The following is a 23,663-nucleotide window of genomic DNA, read 5'->3' as shown; positions in this document are numbered from 1 at the left end:
ACCCTGACGGAGAGGCCCGGGACGGGAGTCCCGGGCCCCGGACAGATCAGTGCATGTGCTTGCCGCCGTCGACGTTGATCGAGGTGCCGTTGACGTAGCTGGAGTCCTGGCTGACCAGGAAGTTGATCAGGCCCGCGACCTCCTCGGGCTGGCCCACGCGCTCGAGCGGGATGTTGGCGGACATTCCGGCCTTGCGGTCATCGGTGAGCGTCCCGCCCATGATGTCAGTGTCGATCGGGCCGGGCAGGATCACATTGGCGGTGATCCCGTACTTGCCGAGCTCACGGGCCGCACCGCGGGTCAAGCCCTGCACAGCCGCCTTGGCCGCGGCGTAACCCGTCTTTGAGAACGTGCCGCCGCCGTCAAGGGCGGTGATGGACGCGGTGTTCACGATGCGACCGCCGAAGCCGCCGTCGATCATCCGCTTCGCAGCGGCCTGGATCATCAGCAGAGTGCCCTTGCCGTTGACGTCCATGACCTTGTCCCAGATCGCCGGGGTGATCTCGAAGATGGAGTGGGGGCTGGGGATGCCGGCGAGGTTCACCAGGGCGGCGACTGGGGGCATCTCATCGTCGATGCGTGCGAATGCGGCCTCCACAGCTACCTGGTCGGCGATGTCGACGCCGACGCCGAGGACCTTGAGACCGCTGTCGGCAGGGAGCTCTGTCCTCAGCTCCGCCGCGAACTCCTCGGTGGCGGCTCCATCAATGTCGGCAGCGACGACGCTCCACCCCTCGGCCAGGAGCTTACGGGTGACGTGACGGCCGATACCGCGGGGGGCGCCGGCGCCGGTGACCACCGCGGTGCGCTGGGCGGGGAAGGGCTGGATGGTCTTGGTCTCGATGGTCATAGGAGTCTCCGTTCGATTCGTGAATACAGGGGTGAGGTGCGAGGGCCGAGAGATGGTCGCGGAGGAGCGTGCTATCCGACGACCAGGCTGAGGACGAACAGCATCGGGACGGACGCAGCCCACATGACGGTGGTCATGCCGGTGTGCGCCTTCAGCGCCGCGGTGCCTTCGAGACCCATGAAGCGGGTGACGACCCAGAAGTACGAGTCGTTGTAGTAGCTGCAGACCATGGCACCCGCGACGCAGGACATGACCGCGACCAGCGGGTCCAGTCCGATGAGGGCCGCGACCGGCGCGGTGACCGAAGCGGCGGTGATCATCGAGACCGTGCCCGAACCCTGCGCGATGCGCACGATCGAGGCGATCAGGAAGGGCAGCAGGAACGTCGGCAGCGGAAGACCGCCGATCGCTCCGGCGAGGGCGTCACCGATGCCGGTGTCCCGCAGCACCTGGCCCAGACCACCGCCTGCGCCCGTGATGAGCAGGATCAGCCCGGCGTCGGCCGCGGCGTCACCCAGCCACTTGTGGCTCTTCTTCCTCGGCGTCCACCGCGGCAGGAGCAGGTAGACGGCCAGGACCAGTCCGATCAGCAGCGCGATGACGGGATCGCCGATGAACACGAAGATGCCGGCCCATGTGGTGGGCTCGTACTCGGCAGGCAGGGCGGTGCCCTGGGCGTTCATGTCGATCGCGGTCACGACGGTGTTCATCACGATCAGCAGGATCGGCACGACAAGTGGCAGCAGACCGACCACGGGACCGATCCGGTGGGGCGCACTTCCGGCGGGGGCCTCCCCGAGCTCATCGGAGCCGCTGGACATCGCATCGAGGTCGGCGACCGCGTCGGATCCCCCTCCGCCCGCCGCGACGGCGACAGCGGAGCGGTCATGGCGCACATCGCCATAGACCGACTCCTGGATCCCTGCGTTGATCAGCGGCTCGACCTTCGGGCCGATCCACTTCGCGTACAGGGTGACCACCGGGATCATGAACACCGTGAAGACGAGACCGGCCATGATCACCGATCCCACGTTGACGCCGAGGATCCCGGCGACGCCCAGCGGGCCAGGTGTGGGCGGCACGAAGTGGTGGGTGATGACCATGCCGCCCGCGAGGGCGAGGCCGAGGGTCGCGTAGCCGTACTGCTTGACCTTCGCGATCGCCCTGGCCAGAGGGTTCATGATCACGTAACCCGAGTCGCAGAACACCGGGACCGAGATCAGAGCACCGATGCTGGTCATCGCCCAGGGCTCGCGCCCCTTTCCGAACAGGCGCAGGAAGGCGACGGCGATGGCCTGGGCGGCACCGGAGACCTCAAGGATCTTCCCGATCGCCACCCCGAGGCCGATGACGATGCCGATCGAGGCCAGGGTGTTACCGAACCCTGTCTTGATCGACACGACGATTCCGGGCAGCGACTGTCCCGCGATCACACCGATCACCACCGAAGCGATGAGCAGTCCGGCGAAGGCGTCGAGCCGGGTCTTCAGCACGATCACGACGATCAGCGCGATACCTACGACTAGTGCCACAAGCAATATGGGATCCATCAGAACTCCTTCGTTCTCACTGAGTGCCCCGCGACCGTGCGGGTTGGGCTGTCTCGACCGGTCGGTTCCTCAGGCCAGGGCCGAGGCCAGGACCTGGCGGATGTACTGCACGTTCTCAGCAATGACGCCGAGGGAGTCGGAGCCGTAGTGCTCGCAGCAGAAAGGTCCGGAATAGCCCAGCTCGACCGCGCGGCGGATCACCTTGCGGTAGTTGATATAGCCGTACTTCAGCGGCATGGGATCCGAGGAGTATGCGCCGGTCGCTGCGTCGAAGTCGCGGGTGTAGTTCTTGATGTGCCAGAAGTTCGAGTGGGGCAGGACCTTCTCGAACATGTCCTCCCACGGCTCGATCTCACGGTGCAGGCGCACCAGGTTGCCGATATCGGGGTTCAGACCCACTGCGGTGTGACCGACGTCGGTGACGAAGGAGACTGCATCGTCGGTGGTGCCGACGAAGGTGTCCTCGTACATCTCGAGGCTGAGCTGGATCCCCTGAGCCTGGGCGGCGTCGCCGAGCTCACGTATCCGCTCAATCGCGAGGTCGCGCAGCGCAGGATCATCGACATGGCCGTCCTCGAGCCAGAACCAGACGGCCTTCTGCTGCGCCTCGGTGGTGGCCTGCATGAAGCCGGTATTGACCACGCTCACCCCGAAGGTAGGGGCGATCTCGATGAAGCGGTGTGCATCGCGCAGGTTCTGCTCGCCGTTGTCGACGTCCACGACGGAGTTGCGGGTCATGGAGATCGAGGCCAGGGACATGCCCTCGCCGTCGAGCACACGCCGGAACTCCTCGAGGCGGTCGTCGCTGAGCTTGGCCAGCGGCAGCCAGGCGTCGGTCGGGTCGATCTGATCGACGCCGAGCTCCTTGACCTGCCGAAGCTGGGAGGCCCAGGCGGTGGAGGGGGCCTCCAGGGTGGGGGTGCCGTCGGCGGTGGTACTGCCGAACGTGAGCATGTTGGCGCCGATCGGCCAATTCTCTGCTGTGAACATCGTTGTCCTTCGGGTCGAGGAGCTGTCAGCTGATCCTATAGGATAGATGGCGCCTCTGGGAAGAGTTGGCCACATCACTTTCGATCAGTCCTCCGTAGAGGCTGACGTCGAGCTTCCTTGCCCGCCCGTCACTCTTGGGCCCGCGTGACGTATAGGCGCGCCTCTGTAGATGGGTGCGGAAATGAACCGCCCACTGCTTGCCCGCCGTCCACAAAGTGCACGCCCACCATCCTTCCTGGGCCCGTTACCGCATACCCCTGTCCAACTCGCTATGATTCCTATAGGATTCAAACGACTGCGGTGGTCATCCACCCTGGACGACCCACGACCACCTGCCGCGGGTCCCCGCGGCAACCTTCGGAGGAAAACACGATGACGTACCTCTTCAACGACCCGGCCGATTTCGCGACCGAGGCGGTCGCGGGCCTCGCCGCGGCCCACCCCGATCACGTCGCGGTCGTGCACGGCGGCGTCGTGCGCGCGACCGGGACGCCGGCGGGCCAGCCCGCCCTGGTGATCGGCGGCGGCTCCGGCCACTACCCCGCCTTCGCCGGTTGGGTGGGCCCGGGCATGGGTCACGGCGCCCCCTGCGGGAACATCTTCTCCTCGCCCTCGGCCTCCCAGGTCTACTCCGTGGCCCGCAATGCCGAGAACGGCGGCGGCGTGGTCCTGGGGTACGGCAACTACGCCGGGGACGTGCTGCACTTCGGCGCCGCAGCGGAGAAGCTGCGCGCGGAGGGCGTGGACGTGCGGATCATCAAGGTCAGCGACGACATCGTCTCGAACTCCCCCGAGAACCACCGTGACCGTCGCGGCATCGCCGGCGACCTGCCGGTGTTCAAGATCGCCGGGGCCGCGATCGAGGCCGGCGCCGATCTGGAGACGGCCGAGCGGATCGCCTGGAAGGCCAACGACGCCACCCGCTCCTTCGGTGTCGCCTTCGACGGCCCCACCCTGCCCGGCGCACCCGGGGCGCTGTTCCACGTCGAGGACGGCCAGATGGGCGTGGGGCTGGGCATCCACGGAGAGCCCGGAGTGCGCGATGAGGCCATCGGATCCGCCGACGAGATCGCGACGATGCTGGTCGAGGGTGTCCTCGCCGAGCAACCCGAACGCACCGAGGGGGGCTACCAGGGCCGCGCCGCGGTGCTCGTGAACGGTCTGGGCACCGTGAAGTACGAGGAGCTCTTCGTCGTCTATGCGAAGGTCGCCGCACTGCTCGAGGACGCAGGCATCACTCCGGTGCGCCCCGAGGTCGGCGAGCTGGTGACCAGCCTCGACATGGCCGGGCTGTCCCTGACCCTGGTGTTCCTGGACGAGGAGCTCGAGCAGCACTGGCTCGCCCCCGTCGACACCCCCGCCTTCCACCGCGGTGCGATGCCGCAGACCGAGCGGCCCCGCCGCACCTCCTTCTGGGAGGCCGGCGCCGATGAGACGCCCGCCTCGAACGAGGAGTCCCGCGCCGCGGCCGCGAAGGTCGTGGGCGTCCTGGAGCTGTTCGAGACCGTCTGTGCTCGGGAGGAGGCCGAGCTGGGCCGGATCGACGCGATCGCCGGCGACGGCGACCACGGCCAGGGCATGGCCTACGGCACCAAGGGGGCGGCGGCCACGGCGAAGACGGCCCTCGACGCCGGGGCAGGAGCCCGCACCCTGCTGGTCCGCGCCGGTGAGGCCTGGTCGGAGTCCGCCGGTGGCACCTCCGGTGCGCTCTGGGGAGCGGCCCTGATTGCCGCCGGCGGCGTCTTCGACGATCAGGCCGGCGCCGAGCCCCGCACGATCGTGGACGCGGTCGAGGCCGGGATCGACGCCATCCAGCGACTCGGCGGCGCGACGGTCGGCGACAAGACCATGGTCGACGCCGCCGCGCCCTTCAGGGATGCTCTGGAGACGGCCTTCACCGGGGACAACGCCGCGGAGGCGATCCTGGAGGCGTCGACGGTCGCCCGCGAGGCGGCCGATGCCACCGCGGACATCACCGCGGCCCTGGGCCGGGCCCGCGTGCTCGGCGAGAAGTCGATCGGCACCCCCGACCCCGGCGCGATCTCCTTCTCGATCCTGATGAAGGAGCTCGGACAGCACCTGTCCTGAACGCCACGACCACCGCACCACCTGCGGGTACTGCATCTGCTGCGTGTACCCCGATGACCACTACGAAGGAGGAGCTCATGGCTCTGAAGATCATCCTCGGCGGCGACAACGCCGGCTACGGATACAAGGAAGAGTTCAAGGCCCTGCTCGAGGCGGATGACCGCGTCGAGTCGGTCTTCGACGTCGGCGTCGGCAGCGCCGACGACGGCACGCACTACCCCGATGTCGCGGTCGCCGCGGCGGAGAAGGTCGCCGCCGGCGAAGCGGACCGGGCCCTGCTGATCTGCGGCACCGGCCTGGGCGTCGCGATCGCGGCGAACAAGGTCCCCGGCATCCGCGCCGTGACCGCCCACGACCTCTACTCCGTGCAGCGTTCCGTGCTTTCGAACAACGCACAGGTGCTGTGCATGGGCCAGCGCGTGATCGGCCTGGAATCCGCCAAGGAGCTGCTGAAGGTGTGGCTGGACCTCGAGTTCGACCCGAGCTCGTCCTCCGCGGCGAAGGTCGACGCGATCTGCGCCTACGACGGCTCCCTCGAGCAGGCCTGAGACCCGGGCCCGGCGCACGGGCCGACCACCGCAGCACCGCAGCACCGCAGCACGGGATCGTCAGGTTCCGAACCAATTCCAGGGCTGTCCTGGAACGGAATCTGACGATCCGGCACGGCACAGCCCCGCGACGCGGGACGAAGGAGAGACATGAGCACCCTGTGGGTGGGCACCAGCTGGAAGATGACCAAGACCCTCGCCGAGGCGCGTACCTGGGCCGAGGGCCTGCGCGACCATCTCGCCGGGACAGCATCCACCGGCGTGCAGCCCTTCGTGATCCCGTCGTTCACCGCCACCGCCACCGTGGCCGGCATCCTCGGCGAGGACTCCCCCGCCCTGCTGGGGGTGCAGAACGCCCACTGGGAGGATGCCGGGGCCTGGACCGGGGAGATCTCCGTGCCGCAGGCGAAGGACGCCGGCGCCCGGATCGTCGAGATCGGTCACTCCGAGCGGCGTGAGCACTTCGGCGAGACCGTGGAGACCACCCGTCTGAAGGTCGCCGCCGCCCTGCGCCACGGCCTGACCCCGTTGCTGTGCATCGGGGAGAGCGCGGAGGTGAAGGAGACCGGGGGCTCGGCCGAGTTCATCCTGGACCAGGCGCGCGGCGCCCTCACCGGACTCTCCGATGAGGAGCTCTCCCGCGTGGTGATCGCCTACGAGCCGATATGGGCCATCGGGGAGAAGGGGCGGCCCGCCACCGTCTCCGAGCTCATCGAGCCCTTCGCAGCGCTGGGAGCGGAGTACTCCGGGACGGTCGCCGGGCTGCTCTACGGTGGCTCGGTGAACCTCGACAACGCCGCTGAGCTGCTCGGCATCGAGCACGTGACCGGGCTGTTCGTCGGCCGCACCGCCTGGCAGCTCGAGGGGTGCCTCCAGCTCCTGCAGATCGCGCAGGCGCATGCGGAGTCCGGGCAGATCGGGGGATAGCCCCCAGCCGCTTCTCGGGGCCCCGCGATACGCTGGAAGTCGTCGATGGTGAGGAGCCGAGGCCACCCCTCGCGGAGACCGTCGGAGACGTTCCGGCGTCGGCCTCAGCTCCCTCGGAGAGGTCTGCGGATACCCATGACTGCTGAGAACCGACCGCCGCGGCAGCAGCCGGTGCGACGGACCGGCATGCCTCCGCGCCCCGGCCCCTCCGCCCGCCGTGGCTCTGGCATCCCCCGGGCCCCGCAGGGTCCCGCACCGTGGGCGCCCGGGCAGAGTCCGCTGGTGGGAAAGGTCCACGCCCCGTTCTCGAAGGCGGTCGTGCCGCGCCGGCGTCGCGGTCGCTGGCTCACCCACGGCGTCCCCTCCGTGCTCGCGGGCGTGGTCGGCCTCAGCAGCTTCCTCACCCTCGGCGTGAGCAGCCTGGTGGGCGGCGCCGGACTGCTGGCTCCGCTGCTGGCGGGGCTGGGGATCGCCGCCGTGGTCGGCGGCGGCAGCGCACTCCTGCTCCGTAACCGCGGGCCGGGTCCGGTGCGGCTGGGCCGCAGCGCGGTGGAAATCCCCGCCGCGACCCGCACGATGCTCGAGAAGGTCGTCAAGGACTCCCGCCAGCAGCGACGACGCCTGCAGCGGATGCAGCGACGAGCCCGCGGATCAGCGATCTCCCAGATCCTGCACCACGCGGAGACGCTGCTGATGCGGATCGATGCACTGCTGGGCTCTGCGGCCATCCAATCACGACGCGCCTCGGATCCCGATGTGATGCTGCTCGAGGGGATGGCCGACCGCTACGTCCCGGACCTGGTGGACGCGCTCGAGAACACCGTCGGCTTCCTCGCCCCCACCACCACCGAGGAGGCGCGGGAGCGAGCGATCGAGAACCTGCACAGCATCGACGAACAGCTCTCCGTGCTCGCAGTCAGCATCGACCGGCTCGAGAACGACATCATCGCCGGCGTCACCCGGAGCCTGGACGTGCATTCGGAGTTCCTGCGGGCGCGCTTCCCCGAGCCCTCGAGCGATCCGTTCATCGACCGCTGAGAAGTCGGTCCCGGGGGGTCGTCAGGACGATGCCACCGCCGCTGCGGCGCTCTCCGCCTTCCCCATCTGCTCCGCAACGTGCTCGGGCTTCTTCTCGGCCACGGCGAGTGAGCGCTGCAGCACTGCGTCGAGGTGCTCGATCAGAGCCTGCACGGCGCCATCCTGGTGGTGACGACGAACCTTCTCCAGGATCCGGCCGTGCTCTTCATGCGCTTCATGGACGTCGAGGGCCGGCGAACCGCCGGCCCAGGTCTGACGCATGCGATGCGTGTGCGACCGCAGGGTCTCGACCATCTTCGCGAGGTAGCGGTTGTCTGCGTGGTCGAACAGGAGTTGGTGGAAGCCCCAGTCCGCACGGAAGTGCTCCTGCAGCAGTTCGTAGGTGACCCCATCGGCTGCGTCGATGCGATCGATGACCTCTCCATGCCAGGTGTGGGCCGCTTCGAGCTCCACGAGCAGGAGATCGACGTTCTCGAAGGCACGATTCAAGGCCGCCGTCTCCACCGTCTTGCGGGCATCGAGCAGTTCTGTCATCTGGGCGGCATCGAGCATCGGCGCGACGACGTAGCCGCGCAGCGCCACATATTCGACCAGGCCCGAGCGCTCGAGCGAGACCATCGCCTCGCGCACCGGGGTCGGAGAGACCTCGAGGTCCCGGGCGAGGCCGTCGATGCTGAGGCGGGCTCCGGGCATCCATCGCGCCTCGAGCAGCCTCTCGAGGATCAGCTCCTCGACCTCGGCACGCAGGACCTGTCGTCGCACAGCCATCTGGCCATTCCCCTCTCGGCTTCTCGGCTCGGGACGTCCATCTTCCCTGACGCGGCCCGCAGGTGCTCCCACCTGCGAGCATCCTATAGGAAGTTGCTCCGGGGTTCCCCTCAGCGGCCCGTCAGCGACGCACCCCGTGAGCCGCACCTCACCCGGTCAGCGCGTTCGGGAACCCCAGGTGCTTGGCGATGATCCCGAGCTGCACCTCGGTGGAGCCCTCCCCGACCTCGAGCACCCGGGAGTCGCGGTAGTGGCGGGCCACCACGTTCTCGTTGAGGAAGCCGTTGCCGCCCCAGATCTGGCAGGCGTCGCGGGCGTTGGCGACTGTCGCCTCGCTGCTGACGAGCTTGGCGAGGGAGGCCTCGTGGCTGAAGGACATCCCGGCGTCGAGACGTCGCGCGGCCTCGTGCATGAGTGCGCGGGCGCTCGCGACCCGGGACTGCATGCGGGCGAGGGTGAAGGCGATGTGCTGGTTCTCGCCGAGGGTCTTGCCGAAGACCACCCGCTTCTGCGCGTAGTCGACGGCCTGCTCGAGGCAGCCCTGGGCGGCGCCCACGCACAGCGCCGAGAGCGCCACGCGGCCCTGGTCGAGGATGGACAGGAAGTTCGCGAAGCCGCGGCCGCGCTCCCCCAGCAGGTTCTCCTCGGGCACGCGCACGTCCTCGAGCAGCAGCGGGTGGGTGTCGGAGGTGTGCCAGCCGACCTTGTCGTAGCCGGGCAGGGCCGTGAACCCCGGCGTGTCGGTGGGAACGATGATGCTGGTCAGCTCCGGGGTGGTGCGGCCGTTGCTCCGTCGGCGCTGGCCGGTGACGGCGGTGACGGTGACCAGTGAGGTGATGGGGGTGCCGGAGTTGGTGATGAACTGCTTGGTCCCGTCCAGCACCCACTGCCCGTCCTCGAGGCGGGCGGTGGTGCGGGTGCCGCCGGCGTCGGAGCCGGCGTCCGCTTCGGTCAGTCCGAAGGCGGCGAGCTCCTCCCCGCGGGCCAGGGCCGGCAGGTAGCGCTCCTTCTGGGCGTCGGTGCCGAAGGTGAGGATCGGCATCGCGCCCAGGCCCAGTCCGGCCTCGAGGGTGACGGCGATGGACTGGTCCACCCTGGCCAGCTGCTCCACCGCGACGCACAGGGACATGTAGTCCCTGCCCTGGCCGTCGTATTCGCGCGGGATCGGGAGCCCGAACAGTCCCAGCTGTCCCATCTGGGCGATGATCTCCATCGGCAGGCGCCGCTCGGTGTCGTACTCGTAGCTGGCGGGGGCGACGACCTCGTCGGCGAACTCGCGGACCTGCGCGGCGAGGCGCTGGTGCTCCTCGCTCAGCATGTCGGTGCCGGGCGGGGGTGTGGGGGTGGTGCTCACGGAGGACTCCTTCTCGGGGGCGGCGGTGCTCATGCATCCCGCGCAGTGCGGTACGGATCGGGGATCTGCGGGTCGAGGACTCCCGCGAGGCTGCGGAAGGCCAGCGAACGGGCGTGGCGCAGGATCGGTCCGTCGACCATGCGTCCCTCGTGCTCGAACACCCCGGTGCCGTGGCGCTGGGCGGCCTCGAGCACGCCGCGGGCCCAGGCGGCCTCGGCGGGGCTGGGGGCGTAGGCGGCGCGGATGGCGGCGGCCTGGGCGGGGTGGATGCAGGCGGTGGCGGTGAAGCCGCTGGCTGCGGCGTCCTCGGCCTCGGCGCGCCAGGCGTCCTCGTCGGCGAGGTCGGTGTGGATCGCGTCGATCGCGCTGCGTCCTTGGGCCCGCGCGGCCAGGAGCACGCTGGAGCGCGCGTGGCGGACCACGTCGCGGTAGCTGCCGTCGGCGTGCCGGGAAGAGGTCCCGCCGAGCGAGGCGATGAGGTCCTCCCCGCCCCACATCAGCGCGGCCACGTCGGGGTGGGCGGCGAGCGCGGGCGCGGCGAGGATGCCGCCGGCCGTCTCGCACAGCGCCACCACCCGCACCCCGGGCAGGGCCCCGACGAGCCGGTCCACCGCGGCGAGGCTGCTCGCCTTGGGCAGCATCACCCAGCGGGGGCGGTGCGCGCTCAGGGCGCGGAGGTCGGCCTCGACGTCGGGCCCGCCGGGCGCGTTGACCCGGATGATGGTCCGGGCCGGGTCGAGCTGGTGGGCGGCGACGGCGTCTCGGGCGGCGGCCTTGTCCTCCGGGGCGACGGCGTCCTCGAGATCGAGGATCACCGCATCGGCCCGGTCGGCGGCCTTGGCGAAGCGGTCGGGGCGGTCCCCGGGGCAGAACAGCAGCGAGGGTCCCAGCGGGAGGGACTCATGCTCGTCGGCCGGTTGGGCGTCCGGGGCGCCGTGCCGCTGGCGGCAGGTGGTCCGGCTGCCCGGCGCGGCGTGCTCGTGCGTGCTGGTCATGAGTGCTCCTGATCGGGCGTGGGTCGGTAGTGCATCAGGGTGCTGCGGGCGGCGCGGACGACGACGTCGCCGTGCTGGTCGCGTCCGGTGTGGACGAGGGAGACGACCGCCTGGCCGGGCCGAGAGCCGGAGGCGCGCACGCCTCGCACCGTGGTCTCGCTGTAGAGGGTGTCGCCGTGGTGCAGCGGGTGCGGGAAGGAGATCTCCTCGAAGCCGAGGTTCGCCACCAGGGTTCCCTGGGTGATCTGGGCGACCGAGGCGCCGACGACGGTGGCGAGGGTGAACATCGAGTTCACCAGGCGCTGCCCGAACTCGGTGGTCTCGCTCCAGGCGGCGTCGAGGTGGAGGGCCTGAGGGTTCATCGTCATGGTGGAGAACAGGATGTTGTCCGCCTCGCTGACGGTGCGGCCGGGGCGATGCTCGTAGGTGGCGCCGATCTGCAGCTCGTCGGCAAAGAGCCCGCGCTGGACGATGCGGGGCCCGTCGGGGGTGTCGTCGGTCATGAGCGGACCTCCTGCGAGGGGACGGATTCAGGGGCGGGGTCCGGGGTGGTCCCCGCAGTATCGGGCTCCTCGGGCAGCACCTGGGCGACCTCTTCGCCGCGGGCCACCCGGTGCCCGGCGCCGACGTGCAGGCGCACGATGCCGTCGCCGGGGGCGTTCAGGGTGTGCTCCATCTTCATCGCCTCCACCACCAGCACCGGGTCACCGCCGCTGACCCGGTCCCCGTCGGCGACCAGCACGGTGGTGACGGTGCCGGGCATCGGTGAGTCGAGCGTCGGCGCCGCCTCCTGGCCGGTGGGGCTGTGGGTCCGGCGGTGCAGGGTCAGCTCGCGGTCCTCGCCCGGCAGCCCGATCCACACCGTGTCATCGGCGGCGTGGTGGGTCAGCGGCAGGCGGCAGCCGTCGACGGTGACCGCGCCGGGGTGCAGGGCGAGGTCGAACTCGTCCTCGCCGACCCGTGCGCGGGCCCCTGCCGGGCTGCCGGTCAGCGCGATCTCCAGCGGTGGCTCCTGGTGCCCTTCGAGCCGCACGACGAACGGGGCGGGCTGCCCGAGCCGCCACCCGGAGGGGCGGTGCCAGAGATCATCGGGCCGGGAGCGGGCGACCCGGTCCCGGTGCAGGAGCGCCGCGACGGCGAGCGCGCGCGAGCTGACCGGGGGCGGGGCGAGCTCGGGCAGGCGGCGTTCGATCAGTCCGGTGTCCAGGTCTCCGCGCGCCACCTCGTGAAGGGCGAGCAGGGAGCGCAGGAACGCGGTGTTGGTGACCACGCCGAGCACGTGGGTGGCGCCCAGGGCGCGGTCCAGGGCGGCGAGCGCCTGGGTGCGGGTGGGGGCGTGGGCGATCACCTTCGCGAGCATCGGGTCGTAGCTGCTGGAGACGGTGGTGCCCACGGTCAGGGCGTGGTCGACCCGCACATGGCCCGGCAGGGCGAGGGCCAGCACGGTCCCGCCGGTGGGCAGGAATCCGGCGGAGGCGTCCTCGGCGTAGACGCGGGCCTCGATCGCGTGGCCCTCCAGGCGCACCTCGTCCTGCGTGAGCGAGAGCGGCCGGCCGTCGGCGATCCTGATCTGCTCGGCGACCAGGTCGATCCCGGTGATCGCCTCGGTGACCGCGTGCTCGACCTGCAGGCGGGTGTTCATCTCGAGGAAGAACGGCGCATCGGGGGCGGTGCCGTCGATAATGAACTCGACGGTGCCGGCGCCGACGTAGTCCACGGCGCGGGCGGCGGCGACCGCGGCCTGCCCGAAGCGTTCGCGCTGCGCGGGGGTGAGGGAGGGGCTGGGCGCCTCCTCGATCACCTTCTGGTGGCGGCGCTGGAGGGAGCACTCGCGCTCCCCCAGGTGGATCACGTTCCCGTGGCTGTCGGCGAGGACCTGCACCTCGATATGGCGCGGCGCGGTGATCAGGCGCTCGAGGAAGAGGGTGTCGTCGCCGAAAGCCCCAGCGGCCTCCCGCCGGGCGGCGGCGAGCGCGCCGGGCAGCTCCTCGGCCGCGAAGACCTCGTGCATCCCCTTGCCGCCCCCGCCGGCGGCGGGCTTGACCAGCACCGGGAAGCCGATCTTTGCGGCGCCCGCGATCAGTGCGGCGTCATCGAGCCCGGGCTCGGCCAGCCCCGGCACGACGGGCACGTCGCGGGCGGTGACCGCGGCCCGGGCAGAGATCTTGTCACCCATGGTCTCGATCGCCGCGGCCGACGGGCCGATGAACACCAGCTGGGCCTCGCTGCAGGCGCGGGCGAAGTCGGCGCGCTCGGCGAGGAAGCCATAGCCGGGGTGGACGGCGTGGGAACCGGTGGCGCGGGCGGCGGCGATGATCTCGGCACCGTCGAGGTAGGAGCCGATCCGCACGGCCCGGTCGGCGGCGGCCACGTGCGCGGCGCCGGCGTCCTCGTCGGTGTGCACGGCGATCCCGGTCAGGCCGAGGTCGCGGAGAGTGCGGAGGATCCGCATCGCGATCTCGCCGCGGTTGGCGATCAGGACGCTGTCGATCCTCTGCGGCCCCTCGCCCATCTGCGGCCCCTCGCTCCTGTGCAGCTCATCGTTCATCCGGCTCTCTTCACTCATCGGGGCCTCACATCCGGAAGACGCCGTGGCTGGGCTCGGCCAGCGGGGCGCGGGAGACGACGTCCAGGGCCAGGCCCAGCACGGTGCGGGTCTCGGCGGGGTCGATGACTCCGTCGTCCCAGAGCCGGGCGGTGGAGTAGTAGGGGCTGCCCTGGGTCTCGTACTCCTCGATGATCGGGCGCGTGAACTCGGCCTCCTCGTCCGCGCTCCAGGTGCCGCCGCCCGCCTCGATCCGATCGCGCTTGACGGTGGCGAGCACGGCGGCGGCCTGGGCGCCGCCCATCACGGACACCCGGGCGTTCGGCCACAGCCACAGGAATCGCGGCGAGTAGGCGCGGCCGCACATCGAGTAGGTGCCGGCGCCGAAGGAGCCGCCGATGACGACGGTGAGCTTCGGGACCCGGGCGCAGGCGACGGCGGTGACCATCTTCGCGCCGTCCTTGGCGATGCCGCCGCGCTCGTACTCGGCACCGACCATGAATCCGGCGATGTTCTGCAGGAACACCAGCGGGATCTCGCGCTGGTCGCAGAGCTCGACGAAGTGGGCGCCCTTGAGCGCGGACTCGCTGAACAGCACCCCGTTGTTGGCGACGATGCCGACCGGGTGGCCGTGGATCCGGGCGAAGCCGGTGACCAGGGTGGTGCCGTAGGTGGGCTTGAACTCGGAGAACTCACCGGCGTCGACGACCCGGGCGATCACCTCGTGCACGTCGTAGGGGGTGGAGAGGTCCGCCGGCACGGCGGCGCCCATGGTCGCCGGGTCCACGGCGGGCTCGCGGGGCTCGTGGCGGGGCAGCACGGGCCCGGGTGCCGGGAGGGTGTCGACGATGTCGCGGAGGATCGACAGGGCGTGCTCGTCGTCCTCGGCGAGGTGGTCGGCGACGCCGGAGACCTCGGTGTGCATCTTTCCGCCGCCGAGGTCCTCGGCGCTGACCTCCTCGCCGGTGGCGGCCTTCACCAGTGGTGGTCCGCCCAGGAAGATCGTGCCCTGGTCGCGGACGATGACGGTCTGGTCGCTCATCGCCGGGACGTAGGCGCCGCCCGCGGTGGACGAGCCCATCACGGCGGAGATCTGCGCGATGCCCGCGGCGCTCATCCGGGCCTGGTGGAAGAAGATCCGGCCGAAATGGTCACGGTCGGGGAACACCTCGTCCTGCATCGGCAGGAATGCGCCGCCGGAGTCGACCAGGTACACGCAGGGCAGGCGGTTCTCCTGCGCGATCTCCTGGGCACGCAGGTGCTTCTTCACCGTCATCGGGAAGTAGGTGCCGCCCTTGACGGTGGCATCGTTGGCGAGGACCAGGCAGTGCCGGCCCTGGATCATCCCGACCCCGGCGACCACCCCGGCGCCCGGGGCGGCCCCGTCGTACATCCCCTCCGCCGCCAGCGGTGCGATCTCCAGGAAGGGCGTGCCCGGATCGAGCAGGCGGTCGATGCGTTCGCGGGCGAGCAGCTTGCCGCGCGCGCGGTGCTTCTCCCGGGAGGAGGCGGAGCCGCCTTCGGCCGTGACGGCGAGACGGCTCCGCAGCTCCGTGACCAGGGCCTCCATCGACTCAGCACGGTCGGCGGCGGCGCCATCCGCGGCAATGGCTGTGCGCAGTACATCCATGGGCTACCTCGTCAGCAGGGTCGCGGGGTCGGACAGGACGTCGGCGACGTCCATGAGGAACCGGGAGGCCTCCGCGCCGTCGAGCACCCGGTGGTCGAAGGAGACGGTGAGCGTGACGACGGTGCGCAGCGCGATCTCGCCGCGGTGCTCCCAGGGCTGGGTGCGCAGCGCTCCGATCGCCATGATGGTGCTCTGGCCGGGGTTGAGGATCGGCACCCCGCCCTCGACCCCGAACACGCCGACGTTGGTGACGGTGAGCGTGGAGCCGGTCAGCTCCGCCGGGGTCAGGGACCCCTCCCGTGCCGTGGCGACCAGCGCTGCGATCCGCTCGGTGAGCGTCGCGCCGTCCGCCTCCTCGGTGTCCGGCTCCTCGGTGTCCGGCACGGTGGCGACCACCAGGCCGCGCTCGGTGGCGACGGCGATGCCGAGCGCGACGCGGGAGAAGTGCTCGATCTCCCCAGCCTCGGCGTCGTAGCGCGCATTGGCCGACGGGGTCCGGGCGGCGGCCGGCAGGATCGCCTGGCACACCGCGGCGAGGAACGACGACTTCCTCCCGTCCCGCCCCGGGCGGCGCAGCCGTTCGAGGGTGTCGGTGACGTCGATCGTGGTGTGCACCGAGGCCTGCGGGGCGGTGAAGGCCGAGTCGGTCATCGCCCGCGCGGTCTCGCGGCGCAGGCCGGTCACCGGCACCCGGGTGGACGCGCGGGTGCGGGCGGAGGGCCCCGCGCACGCCGCCGTCGCCCCCTTCGCGCTGGCCTCGACGTCGGCGCGCAGGACCCTGCCGCCCGGGCCCGATCCATGGATCGCCGCGAGGTCCACACCCAGGTCACGGGCGCGTCGACGGACCGGCGGCATCGCCTTCGGGGTCTCATGGGCGGCGGTCCCGCCCACGGCCACCCCCGCGCTGCGGCCGACGTACGGCTCGGTCTCGAAGGAGCGCCGCCGACGGCGAGGCCGTCCGGTGCCGGGCAGCACGGGCCCGTATCCGACCAGCACCTGCTGGCGCTGCGGGGCGTCGGGCTTCGACGGCACGGCCGTGGAGTCGTCGGCCGCTCCGGCCGCAGGGCTCCCGTCGGCCGCGGAGCTCCCGTCGGCCGGAGAACCCCCCGCGGACACTGCCGCACCCACCTCCTCGAATCCGATCAGCGGCGAGCCGACGGCGAGGGTCTCGCCCTCGGCGGCGTGCAGCGCACTGACCCGCCCGGCGCGGGGGCTCGGCAGCTCGACCAGGGCCTTCGCGGTCTCCACCTCGACCAGCGCCTGGTTCAGGGTGACCTCGTCGCCCACAGCGACCTGCCAGGCCACGATCGTGGCCTCGGTGAGTCCTTCCCCGAGATCGGGGAGTCGGAAGTCGCTCATCAGGCAGCGTCCCTCGAGTTGCGTCGGCCCAGCGTGCGGTCCACAGCGTCGAGGATCCGGTCGATGCCGGGCAGGTAGTGGTCCTCCACCGCGGCAGGCGGGTAAGGGGTGTCAAAGCCGGTGACCCGTTCGGGGGCGGCCTCCAGGTGTTCGAAGCAGTCCTCCACGGCCGAGGTGATCACCTCGGAGGAGAGCGAGACGTTGCCCGGTGCCTCGTGGGTGACCACCAGGCGGCCGGTGCGGCGCACACTGGCGGCGACCGTGTCCCGGTCCAGCGGTGAGAGGGAACGCAGGTCGATCACCTCGAGGCTGATGCCGTCGTCCTCCGCCGCGACCGCCGCCTCGAGGGCGGTGACCACGAGCGGTCCGTAGGCGACGAGGGTCGCGTCCGTCCCCGCTCGCAGGACCCGCGCCGAGGAGAGGTCGGCGGTCACGGTGGTGTCCACCTCGCCCTTGGACCAGTAGCGACGCTTCGGCTCGAACACCATGACGGGGTCGGGGCATTCGATCGCGGCACGCATCGTGGAGTAGGCGTCCTGGGGGTCGGCGACGGTGACCACTCGCAGGCCGGGGGTGTGGGCGAAGTAGGCCTCGGGGGATTCGGAGTGGTGCTCGACGGCGCCGATGCCGCCGCCGAAGGGGATCCGGATGGTCAGCGGCATCTGCACGCGCCCGCCGGTGCGGTAATGGAGGCGGGCGACCTGGGCGACGATCTGGTCGAAGGCCGGGTAGACGAAGCCGTCGAACTGGATCTCGCACACCGGGCGCATGCCGCGATAGGCCATGCCGACGGAGGTGCCGATGATCCCCGACTCCGCGAGCGGCGAGTCGATCACCCGGTCGGGGCCGAAGCTGCCCTGGAGCCCGTCGGTGATGCGGAAGACGCCGCCGAGGGCGCCGATGTCCTCACCGATCAGCAGCACATCAGGATCCGCCGCGAGGGCGTCACGCAGGGCGGCGTTCAGCGCTGCGGCCATGGTCATGGTGGTGGTCGTCGTGTTCGTGCTCGTGCTCGTGCTCGTGGTGGTGGTCATGCCGGAGATCCCTCCGTCGGCCGTGCTTCCGGCGCCTCGGGAGCGAGGGAGGCGGTGAAGGCCCGGAACTGCTCCCGCTGCCGGACGAGGCCCGGATGCTCGGTGGACAGCACGTTCTCGAACAGGCTCTCCGGAGCGGGGTCGGGCAGCGTGGTCACCGCCTCCCGCAGCGCGGTGGTGGCCTCCAGGCTGCGGCTCTTCGCGTCGGTGAGGAGCTCCTCGACGTCGATGTCGAGCTGTTCGAGATGACGTTCGAGGCGCCCGAGCGGACAGCGGCGTCGCCAGGTCTCCAGCTCCTCCTCGTCGCGGTAGCGGGTGGGGTCGTCGCTGGTGGTGTGCGGGCCGAGCCGGTAGGTGACCGCCTCGATGAACATCGGCCCCTTCCCGGAGCGGATGTGCCGGGCCGCGAACAGGCTCGCCGCCCGCATCGCGAGCACGTCATTGCCATCCACGCGCAGGGAGGGGATCCCGAAGCCGGTGGGGCGCAGTGCGATCGGGACCGTGGCCTGGAGGGCGACCGGCTCGGAGATCGCGTACTGGTTGTTCTGGCAGAAGAAGAGCACAGGTGCGCGGAACGAGGCGGCGAAGACCATCGCCTCGTTGAGGTCGCCCTGGCTGACGGCGCCGTCCCCGAAGCAGGCGACGGCGATGTCGTCCTTGCCCTGCGCCTTCGTGGCCATGGCGTAGCCGACGGCGTGATGGGCCTGCGCCCCGATGATCACCTGGGGGGTGGCCATGTGGTGGGCGAAGGGGTCCCAGCCGGACAGCGTGGTGCCGCGCCAGACAGAGAGCATCTCGCCCGGGCTCACGCCCCTGCACCAGGCCAGGCCGTTCTCCCGGTACGAGGTGAAGAAGAAGTCCGTGCTCGGCAAGGCGCGGGCCAGGCCGATCTGGGCGGCTTCCTGGCCGCGCAGCGGCGGCCAGAGCCCCAGCTCGCCCTGCCGCTGCAGGGCGACGGCCTCGTCGTCGAGGGCACGGATCACCGCTATGTCGAGATACAGACGGGTCAGCAGTGCCTCGTCCACGTCGCGCAGAAGAGGATCAAGAGTGGGGTCGGGGTGTCGGGTGCCGTCCTCAGCGAGGACGTACAGGGGCTGTACGAGTCCAGCGACCAGGTCTTGGTCGGGAGCTGACGTGGTCGTCAACATTCGGACCTCCAGAATCCGCCGCGCCGGATAGGCGCATGGGACGTCCGCACCGGGTGGGTGCGCGTGACGTCATCGTCACCGTGCACGCTACGCCGGGAGTGCAGGACGTACAACGGATTCCGCTGAACTTCAGCACAATGCTCAACACCTGAGGCTACGGGGGCGTAGGATCACGCACTATGCGCACCGTGGATGACACCGACCGACGTCTCCTGCTGGCCATGACGGAGAACCCCCGCTCGACGATCGTCTCCCTCGCCGAGCGGCTGGGCCTGTCGCGCAACACCGTCCAGTCCCGGCTGGCGGCGCTCGAGGCGGGGCAGACGCTGCAGGGCTACGACCGTCGGCTGCACGCGGCGTCGCTCGGCTATCCGCTGACGGCGTTCATGGAGACGCAGGTGGACCAGCCGCGGCTCGAGCAGGTCATCGCACAGCTGCGCGAGATCCCCGAGGTGGTGCAGGTGCACGGGCTCAGCGGCCTGCACGACATCCTGGTGCGCTGCGTGTGCCGCGACACCGACGACCTCTACCGGGTCAACAAGCTGATCCTCGGCTGCGAGGGCGTGATCCGCACCGACACCTCCCTCGCGATGGGCGAGCTGATCCCCTTCCGCCTCGCCCCCGTCCTCGAGCGCGACATCGGGCGCGACATCGGGCGGTGAGCCTGCGGGGGATCGGGCGCTGAGCGGGCGTGGGATCCCCACGACCCCGTCGATCCCCTCTGAACTGTCGCCTAAGAACACACCAAGCGACAGCTCAGAGGAGATCGACGTGCACGGAGGGCTCAGAGGGGATCGACGTGCACGGAGGGCTCAGTACCCGAAGGCCAGCGGGGCCTCAGCATCGGTCTCGACCCAGACCGCCTTCGGCTCGGAGTACTCCAGCAGGCCGTCGTAGCCGCTCGAGCGGCCGAAGCCGGAGTGCCCGAACCCGCCGAAGGGCGCCATGACATTGATGGTCTTGTAGCTGTTGACCCATACGGTCCCGGCCCGCAGCGCGGCGGCGACGCGATGCCCGCGGTCCGCGGCTCCGGTCCACACCGCGCCGGCGAGGCCGAAGTCGGTGGCATTGGCGAGCGCGATCGCCTCCTCCTCGTCGTCGAAGGGGATCGCGGCGACGACCGGGCCGAACACCTCGCGCTGGGCGATGTCGTCAGTATTGGCGACCCCCGCCAGCAGGGTGGGCGGGTAGAAGAAGCCCGGTCGCTCCAGCCGCATACCGCCGGTGACGACCTCTGCCCCGGCACGCGCATCCTGCACCATCGCGGTGATCCGCTCGAGCTGGGCCCGGTTCTGCACCGGTCCCACCTGGGTGTCGGGGTCCATCGGATCGCCTTGACGGATCGCGGCCCCGAGCTTCCCGAGGCGTTCGACGACCTGATCGTGCACGGAGCGCTGGACGAGCAGGCGCGAGCCTGCCACGCAGCTCTGCCCGGAGCCGGAGAAGATCGCGGCGGCCGCTCCGCCGACGGCGCGGTCCAGGATCGCATCGTCGAAGACGATGTTCGCGCTCTTGCCACCGAGCTCGAGCACGCAGGGGGTCAGCTGCTCGGCCGCGGCGGCCGCGATCCGTCGGCCGGTGGCTGGAGAGCCCACGAACACCACCTTGGCGATGCCCGGGTGGGTGACCAGGCGATTGCCTGCCGTCGGCCCCAGCCCCGCGATCACGTTCACCAGCCCGACGGGCGCGCCCGCCCGTTCGACGAGCCGCGCGAGCAGCAGCGAGGTCAACGGGCTCAGCTCGGAGGGCTTGAGCACCACGCCGTTCCCGGCGGCGAGCGCAGGGGCGAGCTGCCAGCCCGCGGTGAACACCGGCGCGTTCCACGGGGTCATCTGCGCGATCACCCCGTACGGCTCGCGCACCGTGTAAGTGAGATGGCTGGTGGGTACCGGGATCACCTCGCCGTGCTGCTTGTCGGCCCAGCCCGCGTAGTACTCGAACATCTCGGCGACCTTGGTGGTCTCCCCGGTCGCGTCCTGCAGCGGTTTGCCGGCGCTGCGGGCCTCGAGACGGGCGATCTGCTCGAGGTGCTCGCGCACCTGCGCACCGATCCCCCACAGGATGCGGCCCCGCTCGGACGCGGTCAGCCCCCACCAGATGCGCTGGGCGGAGGCGGCCGCGTCGACAGCTGCATCGACCGCGGCCTCGGCGCCGTCCCGGTAGCCGGCCAGCACCGTCTCCGCGGCAGGATCCACGAGCTCCACCTCGTCCCCTGTGCCCGGGAGGACCTGCCCGGCGACATGACTGCCGATCTCGGTGGTTCCCATCAGCCGCTGCCAGATGTCGAGCTCGGGCGGCGCGGAGGTGAGAGCAGGGATGGAGCCGGAGGGCGTCGGAGCAGGGCTCATCGGGTGGTCACCATCTTGTTGAAGTCTGCTGTCGCTCCGATCTGCTCGAGCAGTCCATCCCACATCGCACGGGCCGCTTCGACCAGCGGGGAGGAGACGCCGAGCTCTTCGGTCATCTCCGCGGCCAGGCCCACGTCGCGAGCCATCAGGCCCACTGGGAAGCCGGAGTCGAAGCTGCCGGAGAGCACCCAGCGGGGCAGGTTCACCTCGGTCACGCCGCTGCGGCCCGAGGCGGTGTTGACCGCCGCCAGCAGCCGTTCGACCTCCACCCCGGAGGCCTCGGCCGCGCCGTGCAGGGCCTGCGCGGCGGAGAGGTGGACGCCGCACAGCAGATTGTTCATCAGCTTGGCGGTATTGCCCGCGCCCACCTCACCGACATGGTTGACGTGGGCGGCCAGCGGATCGAGCGCGTCCAGCACCCTCTCGAGGTGCTCCTCGGAGCAGCCGAGGAACACGGTCAGCGCTCCGTCGGCCGCACCGGAGGGGCCGCCCGAGACGGGGGCGTCGACCAGCACGTGCCCGTGGCCCGCGAGCCGTTCGGCGCGGCGGCGGGTATCGGCCGGCGGGCAGGTGCTGGCATCGATGACCAGCACCGGGGCCGGGGCCTGCTCGAGGTCGGGCAGCAGCTGATCGACCTGTTCGGTGCCCGGCAGGGAGAGCACCAGCACCGGTGCCTGCGCCTCGGCGAGGGCCTCGGGCAGGGTGGTGCGTACGACTCCCGCGGGAGTGGGCACCGGGCCGGGATCCACGCCCAGCACCCGGTGGCCGGCCCGCACCAGGCTCGCGGCCATGCCGGCGCCCATATGTCCCAGCCCCACCACGATGCGGTCCGGGAGGACGAAGCTCGAGATGCGCTCGGTGTTCACCGCCGGGGCCATCACGCACCTCCCGTGATCTTCAGGGTGATCTCTGCGATCAGAGCGGAGCCGACATAGGTGCCGAGGAAGACCATGATCGCGACCAGCAGGATCTTCCAGCCGGAGCGCTTCAGGACATCGATCTCGAGCTTGCTGATCGCAAAGCCCGCGTAGGCCAGCGGCGGCACTGCGAGGGCGAGGAAGTTGATCCCCTCCACCAGCGGGAAGATCACGCCTGCCCAGGGCAGCATCGGCAGCGTGAGCACCACGGCGACCAGGGAGATCCAGGCGACCGACGGCAGCCGCAGCGGCACGTACTTGGTCAGCAGCAGGCCCAGCACGCACATGCCGTAGAGGACCACCAGGCCGATCACTATGTCGAGCACGGTCAGCTCGGTGGCGATCAGCTGAATCGGCACCGAGATCAGGGAGATCACGGCGAGGTCGCGCAGAGTGGGCACGAGGGCGACCTTGCGTTCGTCGGTCTCGGCGAAGTCGCGGTCGGTGAGGTCGTCGGCGGAGTTCTTGCCGGCGAGATTCTGGCCGAGGGGATTCTGGCCGGCGGGGTTCTGGCTGGTGGCGTCGGTCATCAGGCTGCCTCTCCCTTCGAGGTGACGGCGGATCGGCGGGTGTTGCCGGGGTCGTCGGGGTGAGCCCTGCGGTACATCCACTCGACCATCGGCAGCGCCACGAACAAGGACACGTACATGCCGGTGGCGTAGGTGAGCAGGTTCGAGGAACCGGCGAGCGCGGTGATGGTCTCGGCGGATCCGGGGTTCGCGGCGGCGAGCGCTCCGGCACAGGCGGCCATCATCGAGCCGGAACCGACGCCGCACGCCATCGCGAGGGCTTCGATGCTGAACACGTTCGCGGTGGAGAGCACGGAGGCGATGATGGCGAAGATGAAGGTGCCGAACAGCGTGCCCATCACGTACACGCCGAGCACGCCGGTGCCCTCGGGGCTGCGCAGGCCGTAGCGGTCCGCGATGATCGCGATGTTCGGCTCCCGGGCGATGGAGTGGACCGCGCCGATCGACTCGCGGCCCATCTTCAGGATCCACACCGCGACCGGGAAGGCCAGCACGATGGTGCCGAGGTTGCCGATCTCCTGCAGCAGGAGAGCCGGGCCGGAGCGGATCACGAGCTCGATCCCGGGGCCGATGTCGGCGCCGAAGCGGGCGATGAACGGCATGATCGCGATGACGATCAGGGGGCTCGCGGCGGCGGCGCGGCGGGCAGGCATGAGCTTCTTGACCGCGCCGATGATGTTGGGGTTCAGCAGCAGAGCCATCGCGAAGGCGAACAGCATCGGCAGCAGCAGGATGGTGCCGATGCCGATCGGGATGCTGCGGATCCCGATCAACTGGCTGATCACGCCGATGACCAGGACGGCGAGATGCAAGGGCCACAGCTGGAGCAGACCACGTGCGGTCTCCATGGGTCCTCCTCGGGGGAAGGGCCGGGACTGCGCTTCCTCGGCAGTGAGGAGAACCTCCCGGCGGGGATCCCTCGGAGACTAGGGCCCTGGATGCTGTCCCGTATAGCCCCTCCAGGGAGGACAGGGTGTTGCGCCAGTGAGAACACCGCGTCCGGTTCAGCGGGCGGGTTCAGCGCGCAGAGTCAGCGGGCGGGTT

21 protein-coding genes are annotated in these 23,663 nt (G+C 70.6%); 5 read left to right on the top strand and 16 right to left on the bottom strand.

The features are described from left to right. Positions 1-46: 46 nt before the first annotated feature. The 3 genes from ACT3UF_RS06725 to ACT3UF_RS06715 all read right to left on the bottom strand — a co-directional run bounded on the left by ACT3UF_RS06725 (position 47) and on the right by ACT3UF_RS06715 (position 3,390). Complete coding sequence (locus tag ACT3UF_RS06725) at positions 47-850, bottom strand: SDR family NAD(P)-dependent oxidoreductase (protein ID WP_444598885.1); 804 nt, start codon at positions 848-850, stop codon at positions 47-49. A 71-nt stretch (positions 851-921) separates the two neighbouring features. After that, positions 922-2,400, bottom strand: coding sequence for a GntP family permease (locus ACT3UF_RS06720; RefSeq protein WP_444598884.1), 1,479 nt, complete (start codon positions 2,398-2,400; stop codon positions 922-924). A 69-nt stretch (positions 2,401-2,469) separates the two neighbouring features. Beyond that, positions 2,470-3,390, bottom strand: coding sequence for a sugar phosphate isomerase/epimerase family protein (locus ACT3UF_RS06715; protein WP_444598883.1), 921 nt, complete (start codon positions 3,388-3,390; stop codon positions 2,470-2,472). A 372-nt stretch (positions 3,391-3,762) separates the two neighbouring features. Here ACT3UF_RS06715 and ACT3UF_RS06710 point away from each other — a divergent pair, with 372 nt between their 5' ends. From ACT3UF_RS06710 to ACT3UF_RS06695, 4 genes are all read left to right on the top strand, one after another. Further along, complete coding sequence (locus ACT3UF_RS06710) at positions 3,763-5,478, top strand: dihydroxyacetone kinase family protein (protein WP_444598882.1); 1,716 nt, start codon at positions 3,763-3,765, stop codon at positions 5,476-5,478. 77 nt (positions 5,479-5,555) lie between these two features. Next, on the top strand, positions 5,556-6,026 hold the full coding sequence (locus ACT3UF_RS06705) for a ribose-5-phosphate isomerase (protein ID WP_444598881.1): 471 nt from the start codon (positions 5,556-5,558) through the stop codon (positions 6,024-6,026). 150 nt (positions 6,027-6,176) lie between these two features. Next, on the top strand, positions 6,177-6,953 hold the full coding sequence (locus tag ACT3UF_RS06700) for a triose-phosphate isomerase (RefSeq protein WP_444598880.1): 777 nt from the start codon (positions 6,177-6,179) through the stop codon (positions 6,951-6,953). Positions 6,954-7,235: 282 nt separating this feature from the next. Next, positions 7,236-7,991, top strand: coding sequence for a hypothetical protein (locus ACT3UF_RS06695; RefSeq protein ID WP_444608186.1), 756 nt, complete (start codon positions 7,236-7,238; stop codon positions 7,989-7,991). A 21-nt stretch (positions 7,992-8,012) separates the two neighbouring features. On the opposite strand, the gene ACT3UF_RS06690 is transcribed toward ACT3UF_RS06695, so the two are convergent. The 9 genes from ACT3UF_RS06690 to ACT3UF_RS06650 all read right to left on the bottom strand — a co-directional run bounded on the left by ACT3UF_RS06690 (position 8,013) and on the right by ACT3UF_RS06650 (position 18,824). Continuing rightward, on the bottom strand, positions 8,013-8,759 hold the full coding sequence (locus ACT3UF_RS06690; protein WP_444598878.1) for a GntR family transcriptional regulator: 747 nt from the start codon (positions 8,757-8,759) through the stop codon (positions 8,013-8,015). 148 nt (positions 8,760-8,907) lie between these two features. After that, a complete protein-coding gene (locus ACT3UF_RS06685) occupies positions 8,908-10,077 on the bottom strand; it encodes an acyl-CoA dehydrogenase family protein (protein WP_444598933.1) in 1,170 nt (389 codons plus the stop codon). Between the two features lie 65 nt (positions 10,078-10,142). Then, the gene (locus ACT3UF_RS06680) at positions 10,143-11,108 is read right to left on the bottom strand and encodes an HpcH/HpaI aldolase/citrate lyase family protein (protein ID WP_444598877.1); all 966 of its coding nucleotides are present in this window, start codon (positions 11,106-11,108) and stop codon (positions 10,143-10,145) included. Continuing rightward, on the bottom strand, positions 11,105-11,611 hold the full coding sequence (locus tag ACT3UF_RS06675; RefSeq protein WP_444598876.1) for a MaoC family dehydratase: 507 nt from the start codon (positions 11,609-11,611) through the stop codon (positions 11,105-11,107). Before ACT3UF_RS06675 ends, ACT3UF_RS06680 begins: the two co-directional genes overlap by 4 nt. Next, complete coding sequence (locus ACT3UF_RS06670) at positions 11,608-13,656, bottom strand: ATP-binding protein (RefSeq protein WP_444598875.1); 2,049 nt, start codon at positions 13,654-13,656, stop codon at positions 11,608-11,610. The genes ACT3UF_RS06675 and ACT3UF_RS06670 overlap by 4 nt, the downstream gene beginning before the upstream one ends. Positions 13,657-13,681: 25 nt before the next feature. Then, positions 13,682-15,283, bottom strand: a complete 1,602-nt coding sequence (locus ACT3UF_RS06665) for a carboxyl transferase domain-containing protein (RefSeq protein WP_444598874.1) — start codon at positions 15,281-15,283, stop codon at positions 13,682-13,684. Positions 15,284-15,286: 3 nt separating this feature from the next. Next, positions 15,287-16,642: a dihydrolipoamide acetyltransferase family protein gene (locus ACT3UF_RS06660; RefSeq protein ID WP_444598873.1), complete on the bottom strand. Its 1,356-nt coding sequence runs from the start codon at positions 16,640-16,642 to the stop codon at positions 15,287-15,289. Next, positions 16,642-17,676 carry an alpha-ketoacid dehydrogenase subunit beta gene (locus tag ACT3UF_RS06655; RefSeq protein ID WP_444598872.1) on the bottom strand — a complete coding sequence of 345 codons (1,035 nt, stop codon included), beginning with the start codon at positions 17,674-17,676 and terminating at the stop codon, positions 16,642-16,644. The genes ACT3UF_RS06660 and ACT3UF_RS06655 overlap by 1 nt, the downstream gene beginning before the upstream one ends. Next, a complete protein-coding gene (locus tag ACT3UF_RS06650; protein ID WP_444598871.1) occupies positions 17,673-18,824 on the bottom strand; it encodes a thiamine pyrophosphate-dependent enzyme in 1,152 nt (383 codons plus the stop codon). Before ACT3UF_RS06650 ends, ACT3UF_RS06655 begins: the two co-directional genes overlap by 4 nt. A gap of 179 nt (positions 18,825-19,003) precedes the next feature. Between ACT3UF_RS06650 and ACT3UF_RS06645 the strand changes: the two genes are divergently transcribed. Then, positions 19,004-19,486 carry an Lrp/AsnC family transcriptional regulator gene (locus tag ACT3UF_RS06645; RefSeq protein ID WP_444598870.1) on the top strand — a complete coding sequence of 161 codons (483 nt, stop codon included), beginning with the start codon at positions 19,004-19,006 and terminating at the stop codon, positions 19,484-19,486. 150 nt (positions 19,487-19,636) lie between these two features. Here ACT3UF_RS06645 and ACT3UF_RS06640 read toward each other — a convergent pair whose 3' ends face one another. The 4 genes from ACT3UF_RS06640 to ACT3UF_RS06625 are packed head-to-tail and all read right to left on the bottom strand — an operon-like array spanning position 19,637 to position 23,467. Then, positions 19,637-21,172 carry an aldehyde dehydrogenase family protein gene (locus ACT3UF_RS06640; protein WP_444608185.1) on the bottom strand — a complete coding sequence of 512 codons (1,536 nt, stop codon included), beginning with the start codon at positions 21,170-21,172 and terminating at the stop codon, positions 19,637-19,639. Continuing rightward, complete coding sequence (locus ACT3UF_RS06635; RefSeq protein ID WP_444608184.1) at positions 21,169-22,050, bottom strand: NAD(P)-dependent oxidoreductase; 882 nt, start codon at positions 22,048-22,050, stop codon at positions 21,169-21,171. Before ACT3UF_RS06635 ends, ACT3UF_RS06640 begins: the two co-directional genes overlap by 4 nt. Further along, positions 22,050-22,619, bottom strand: coding sequence for a hypothetical protein (locus tag ACT3UF_RS06630; RefSeq protein ID WP_444608183.1), 570 nt, complete (start codon positions 22,617-22,619; stop codon positions 22,050-22,052). Before ACT3UF_RS06630 ends, ACT3UF_RS06635 begins: the two co-directional genes overlap by 1 nt. After that, positions 22,619-23,467, bottom strand: coding sequence for a DUF3100 domain-containing protein (locus ACT3UF_RS06625; RefSeq protein ID WP_444502034.1), 849 nt, complete (start codon positions 23,465-23,467; stop codon positions 22,619-22,621). Before ACT3UF_RS06625 ends, ACT3UF_RS06630 begins: the two co-directional genes overlap by 1 nt. Positions 23,468-23,663: the final 196 nt, after the last annotated feature.

Origin of the sequence: Brachybacterium sp. AOP24-D1-21 (assembly GCF_052378665.1) — a bacterium.
Taxonomy (GTDB): Bacteria; Actinomycetota; Actinomycetes; order Actinomycetales; family Dermabacteraceae; genus Brachybacterium.
This window is presented reverse-complemented; position numbering and strand designations above follow the sequence as displayed.

What these genes read in the sequence shown, in the direction of transcription:
- ACT3UF_RS06630 (WP_444608183.1), bottom strand. Translation starts at nt 22,619, where the DNA reads ATGACCGACGCCACCAGCCAGAACCCCGCCGGCCAGAATCCCCTCGGC.
- ACT3UF_RS06650 (WP_444598871.1), bottom strand. Translation starts at nt 18,824, where the DNA reads ATGTTGACGACCACGTCAGCTCCCGACCAAGACCTGGTCGCTGGACTC.
- ACT3UF_RS06635 (WP_444608184.1), bottom strand. Translation starts at nt 22,050, where the DNA reads ATGGCCCCGGCGGTGAACACCGAGCGCATCTCGAGCTTCGTCCTCCCG.
- ACT3UF_RS06685 (WP_444598933.1), bottom strand. Translation starts at nt 10,077, where the DNA reads ATGCTGAGCGAGGAGCACCAGCGCCTCGCCGCGCAGGTCCGCGAGTTC.
- ACT3UF_RS06700 (WP_444598880.1), top strand. Translation starts at nt 6,177, where the DNA reads ATGAGCACCCTGTGGGTGGGCACCAGCTGGAAGATGACCAAGACCCTC.
- ACT3UF_RS06665 (WP_444598874.1), bottom strand. Translation starts at nt 15,283, where the DNA reads ATGGATGTACTGCGCACAGCCATTGCCGCGGATGGCGCCGCCGCCGAC.
- ACT3UF_RS06655 (WP_444598872.1), bottom strand. Translation starts at nt 17,676, where the DNA reads ATGACCACCACCACGAGCACGAGCACGAGCACGAACACGACGACCACC.
- ACT3UF_RS06710 (WP_444598882.1), top strand. Translation starts at nt 3,763, where the DNA reads ATGACGTACCTCTTCAACGACCCGGCCGATTTCGCGACCGAGGCGGTC.
- ACT3UF_RS06720 (WP_444598884.1), bottom strand. Translation starts at nt 2,400, where the DNA reads ATGGATCCCATATTGCTTGTGGCACTAGTCGTAGGTATCGCGCTGATC.
- ACT3UF_RS06715 (WP_444598883.1), bottom strand. Translation starts at nt 3,390, where the DNA reads ATGTTCACAGCAGAGAATTGGCCGATCGGCGCCAACATGCTCACGTTC.
- ACT3UF_RS06645 (WP_444598870.1), top strand. Translation starts at nt 19,004, where the DNA reads ATGCGCACCGTGGATGACACCGACCGACGTCTCCTGCTGGCCATGACG.
- ACT3UF_RS06675 (WP_444598876.1), bottom strand. Translation starts at nt 11,611, where the DNA reads ATGACCGACGACACCCCCGACGGGCCCCGCATCGTCCAGCGCGGGCTC.
- ACT3UF_RS06660 (WP_444598873.1), bottom strand. Translation starts at nt 16,642, where the DNA reads ATGAGCGACTTCCGACTCCCCGATCTCGGGGAAGGACTCACCGAGGCC.
- ACT3UF_RS06670 (WP_444598875.1), bottom strand. Translation starts at nt 13,656, where the DNA reads ATGAACGATGAGCTGCACAGGAGCGAGGGGCCGCAGATGGGCGAGGGG.
- ACT3UF_RS06640 (WP_444608185.1), bottom strand. Translation starts at nt 21,172, where the DNA reads ATGAGCCCTGCTCCGACGCCCTCCGGCTCCATCCCTGCTCTCACCTCC.
- ACT3UF_RS06680 (WP_444598877.1), bottom strand. Translation starts at nt 11,108, where the DNA reads ATGACCAGCACGCACGAGCACGCCGCGCCGGGCAGCCGGACCACCTGC.
- ACT3UF_RS06625 (WP_444502034.1), bottom strand. Translation starts at nt 23,467, where the DNA reads ATGGAGACCGCACGTGGTCTGCTCCAGCTGTGGCCCTTGCATCTCGCC.
- ACT3UF_RS06690 (WP_444598878.1), bottom strand. Translation starts at nt 8,759, where the DNA reads ATGGCTGTGCGACGACAGGTCCTGCGTGCCGAGGTCGAGGAGCTGATC.
- ACT3UF_RS06725 (WP_444598885.1), bottom strand. Translation starts at nt 850, where the DNA reads ATGACCATCGAGACCAAGACCATCCAGCCCTTCCCCGCCCAGCGCACC.
- ACT3UF_RS06705 (WP_444598881.1), top strand. Translation starts at nt 5,556, where the DNA reads ATGGCTCTGAAGATCATCCTCGGCGGCGACAACGCCGGCTACGGATAC.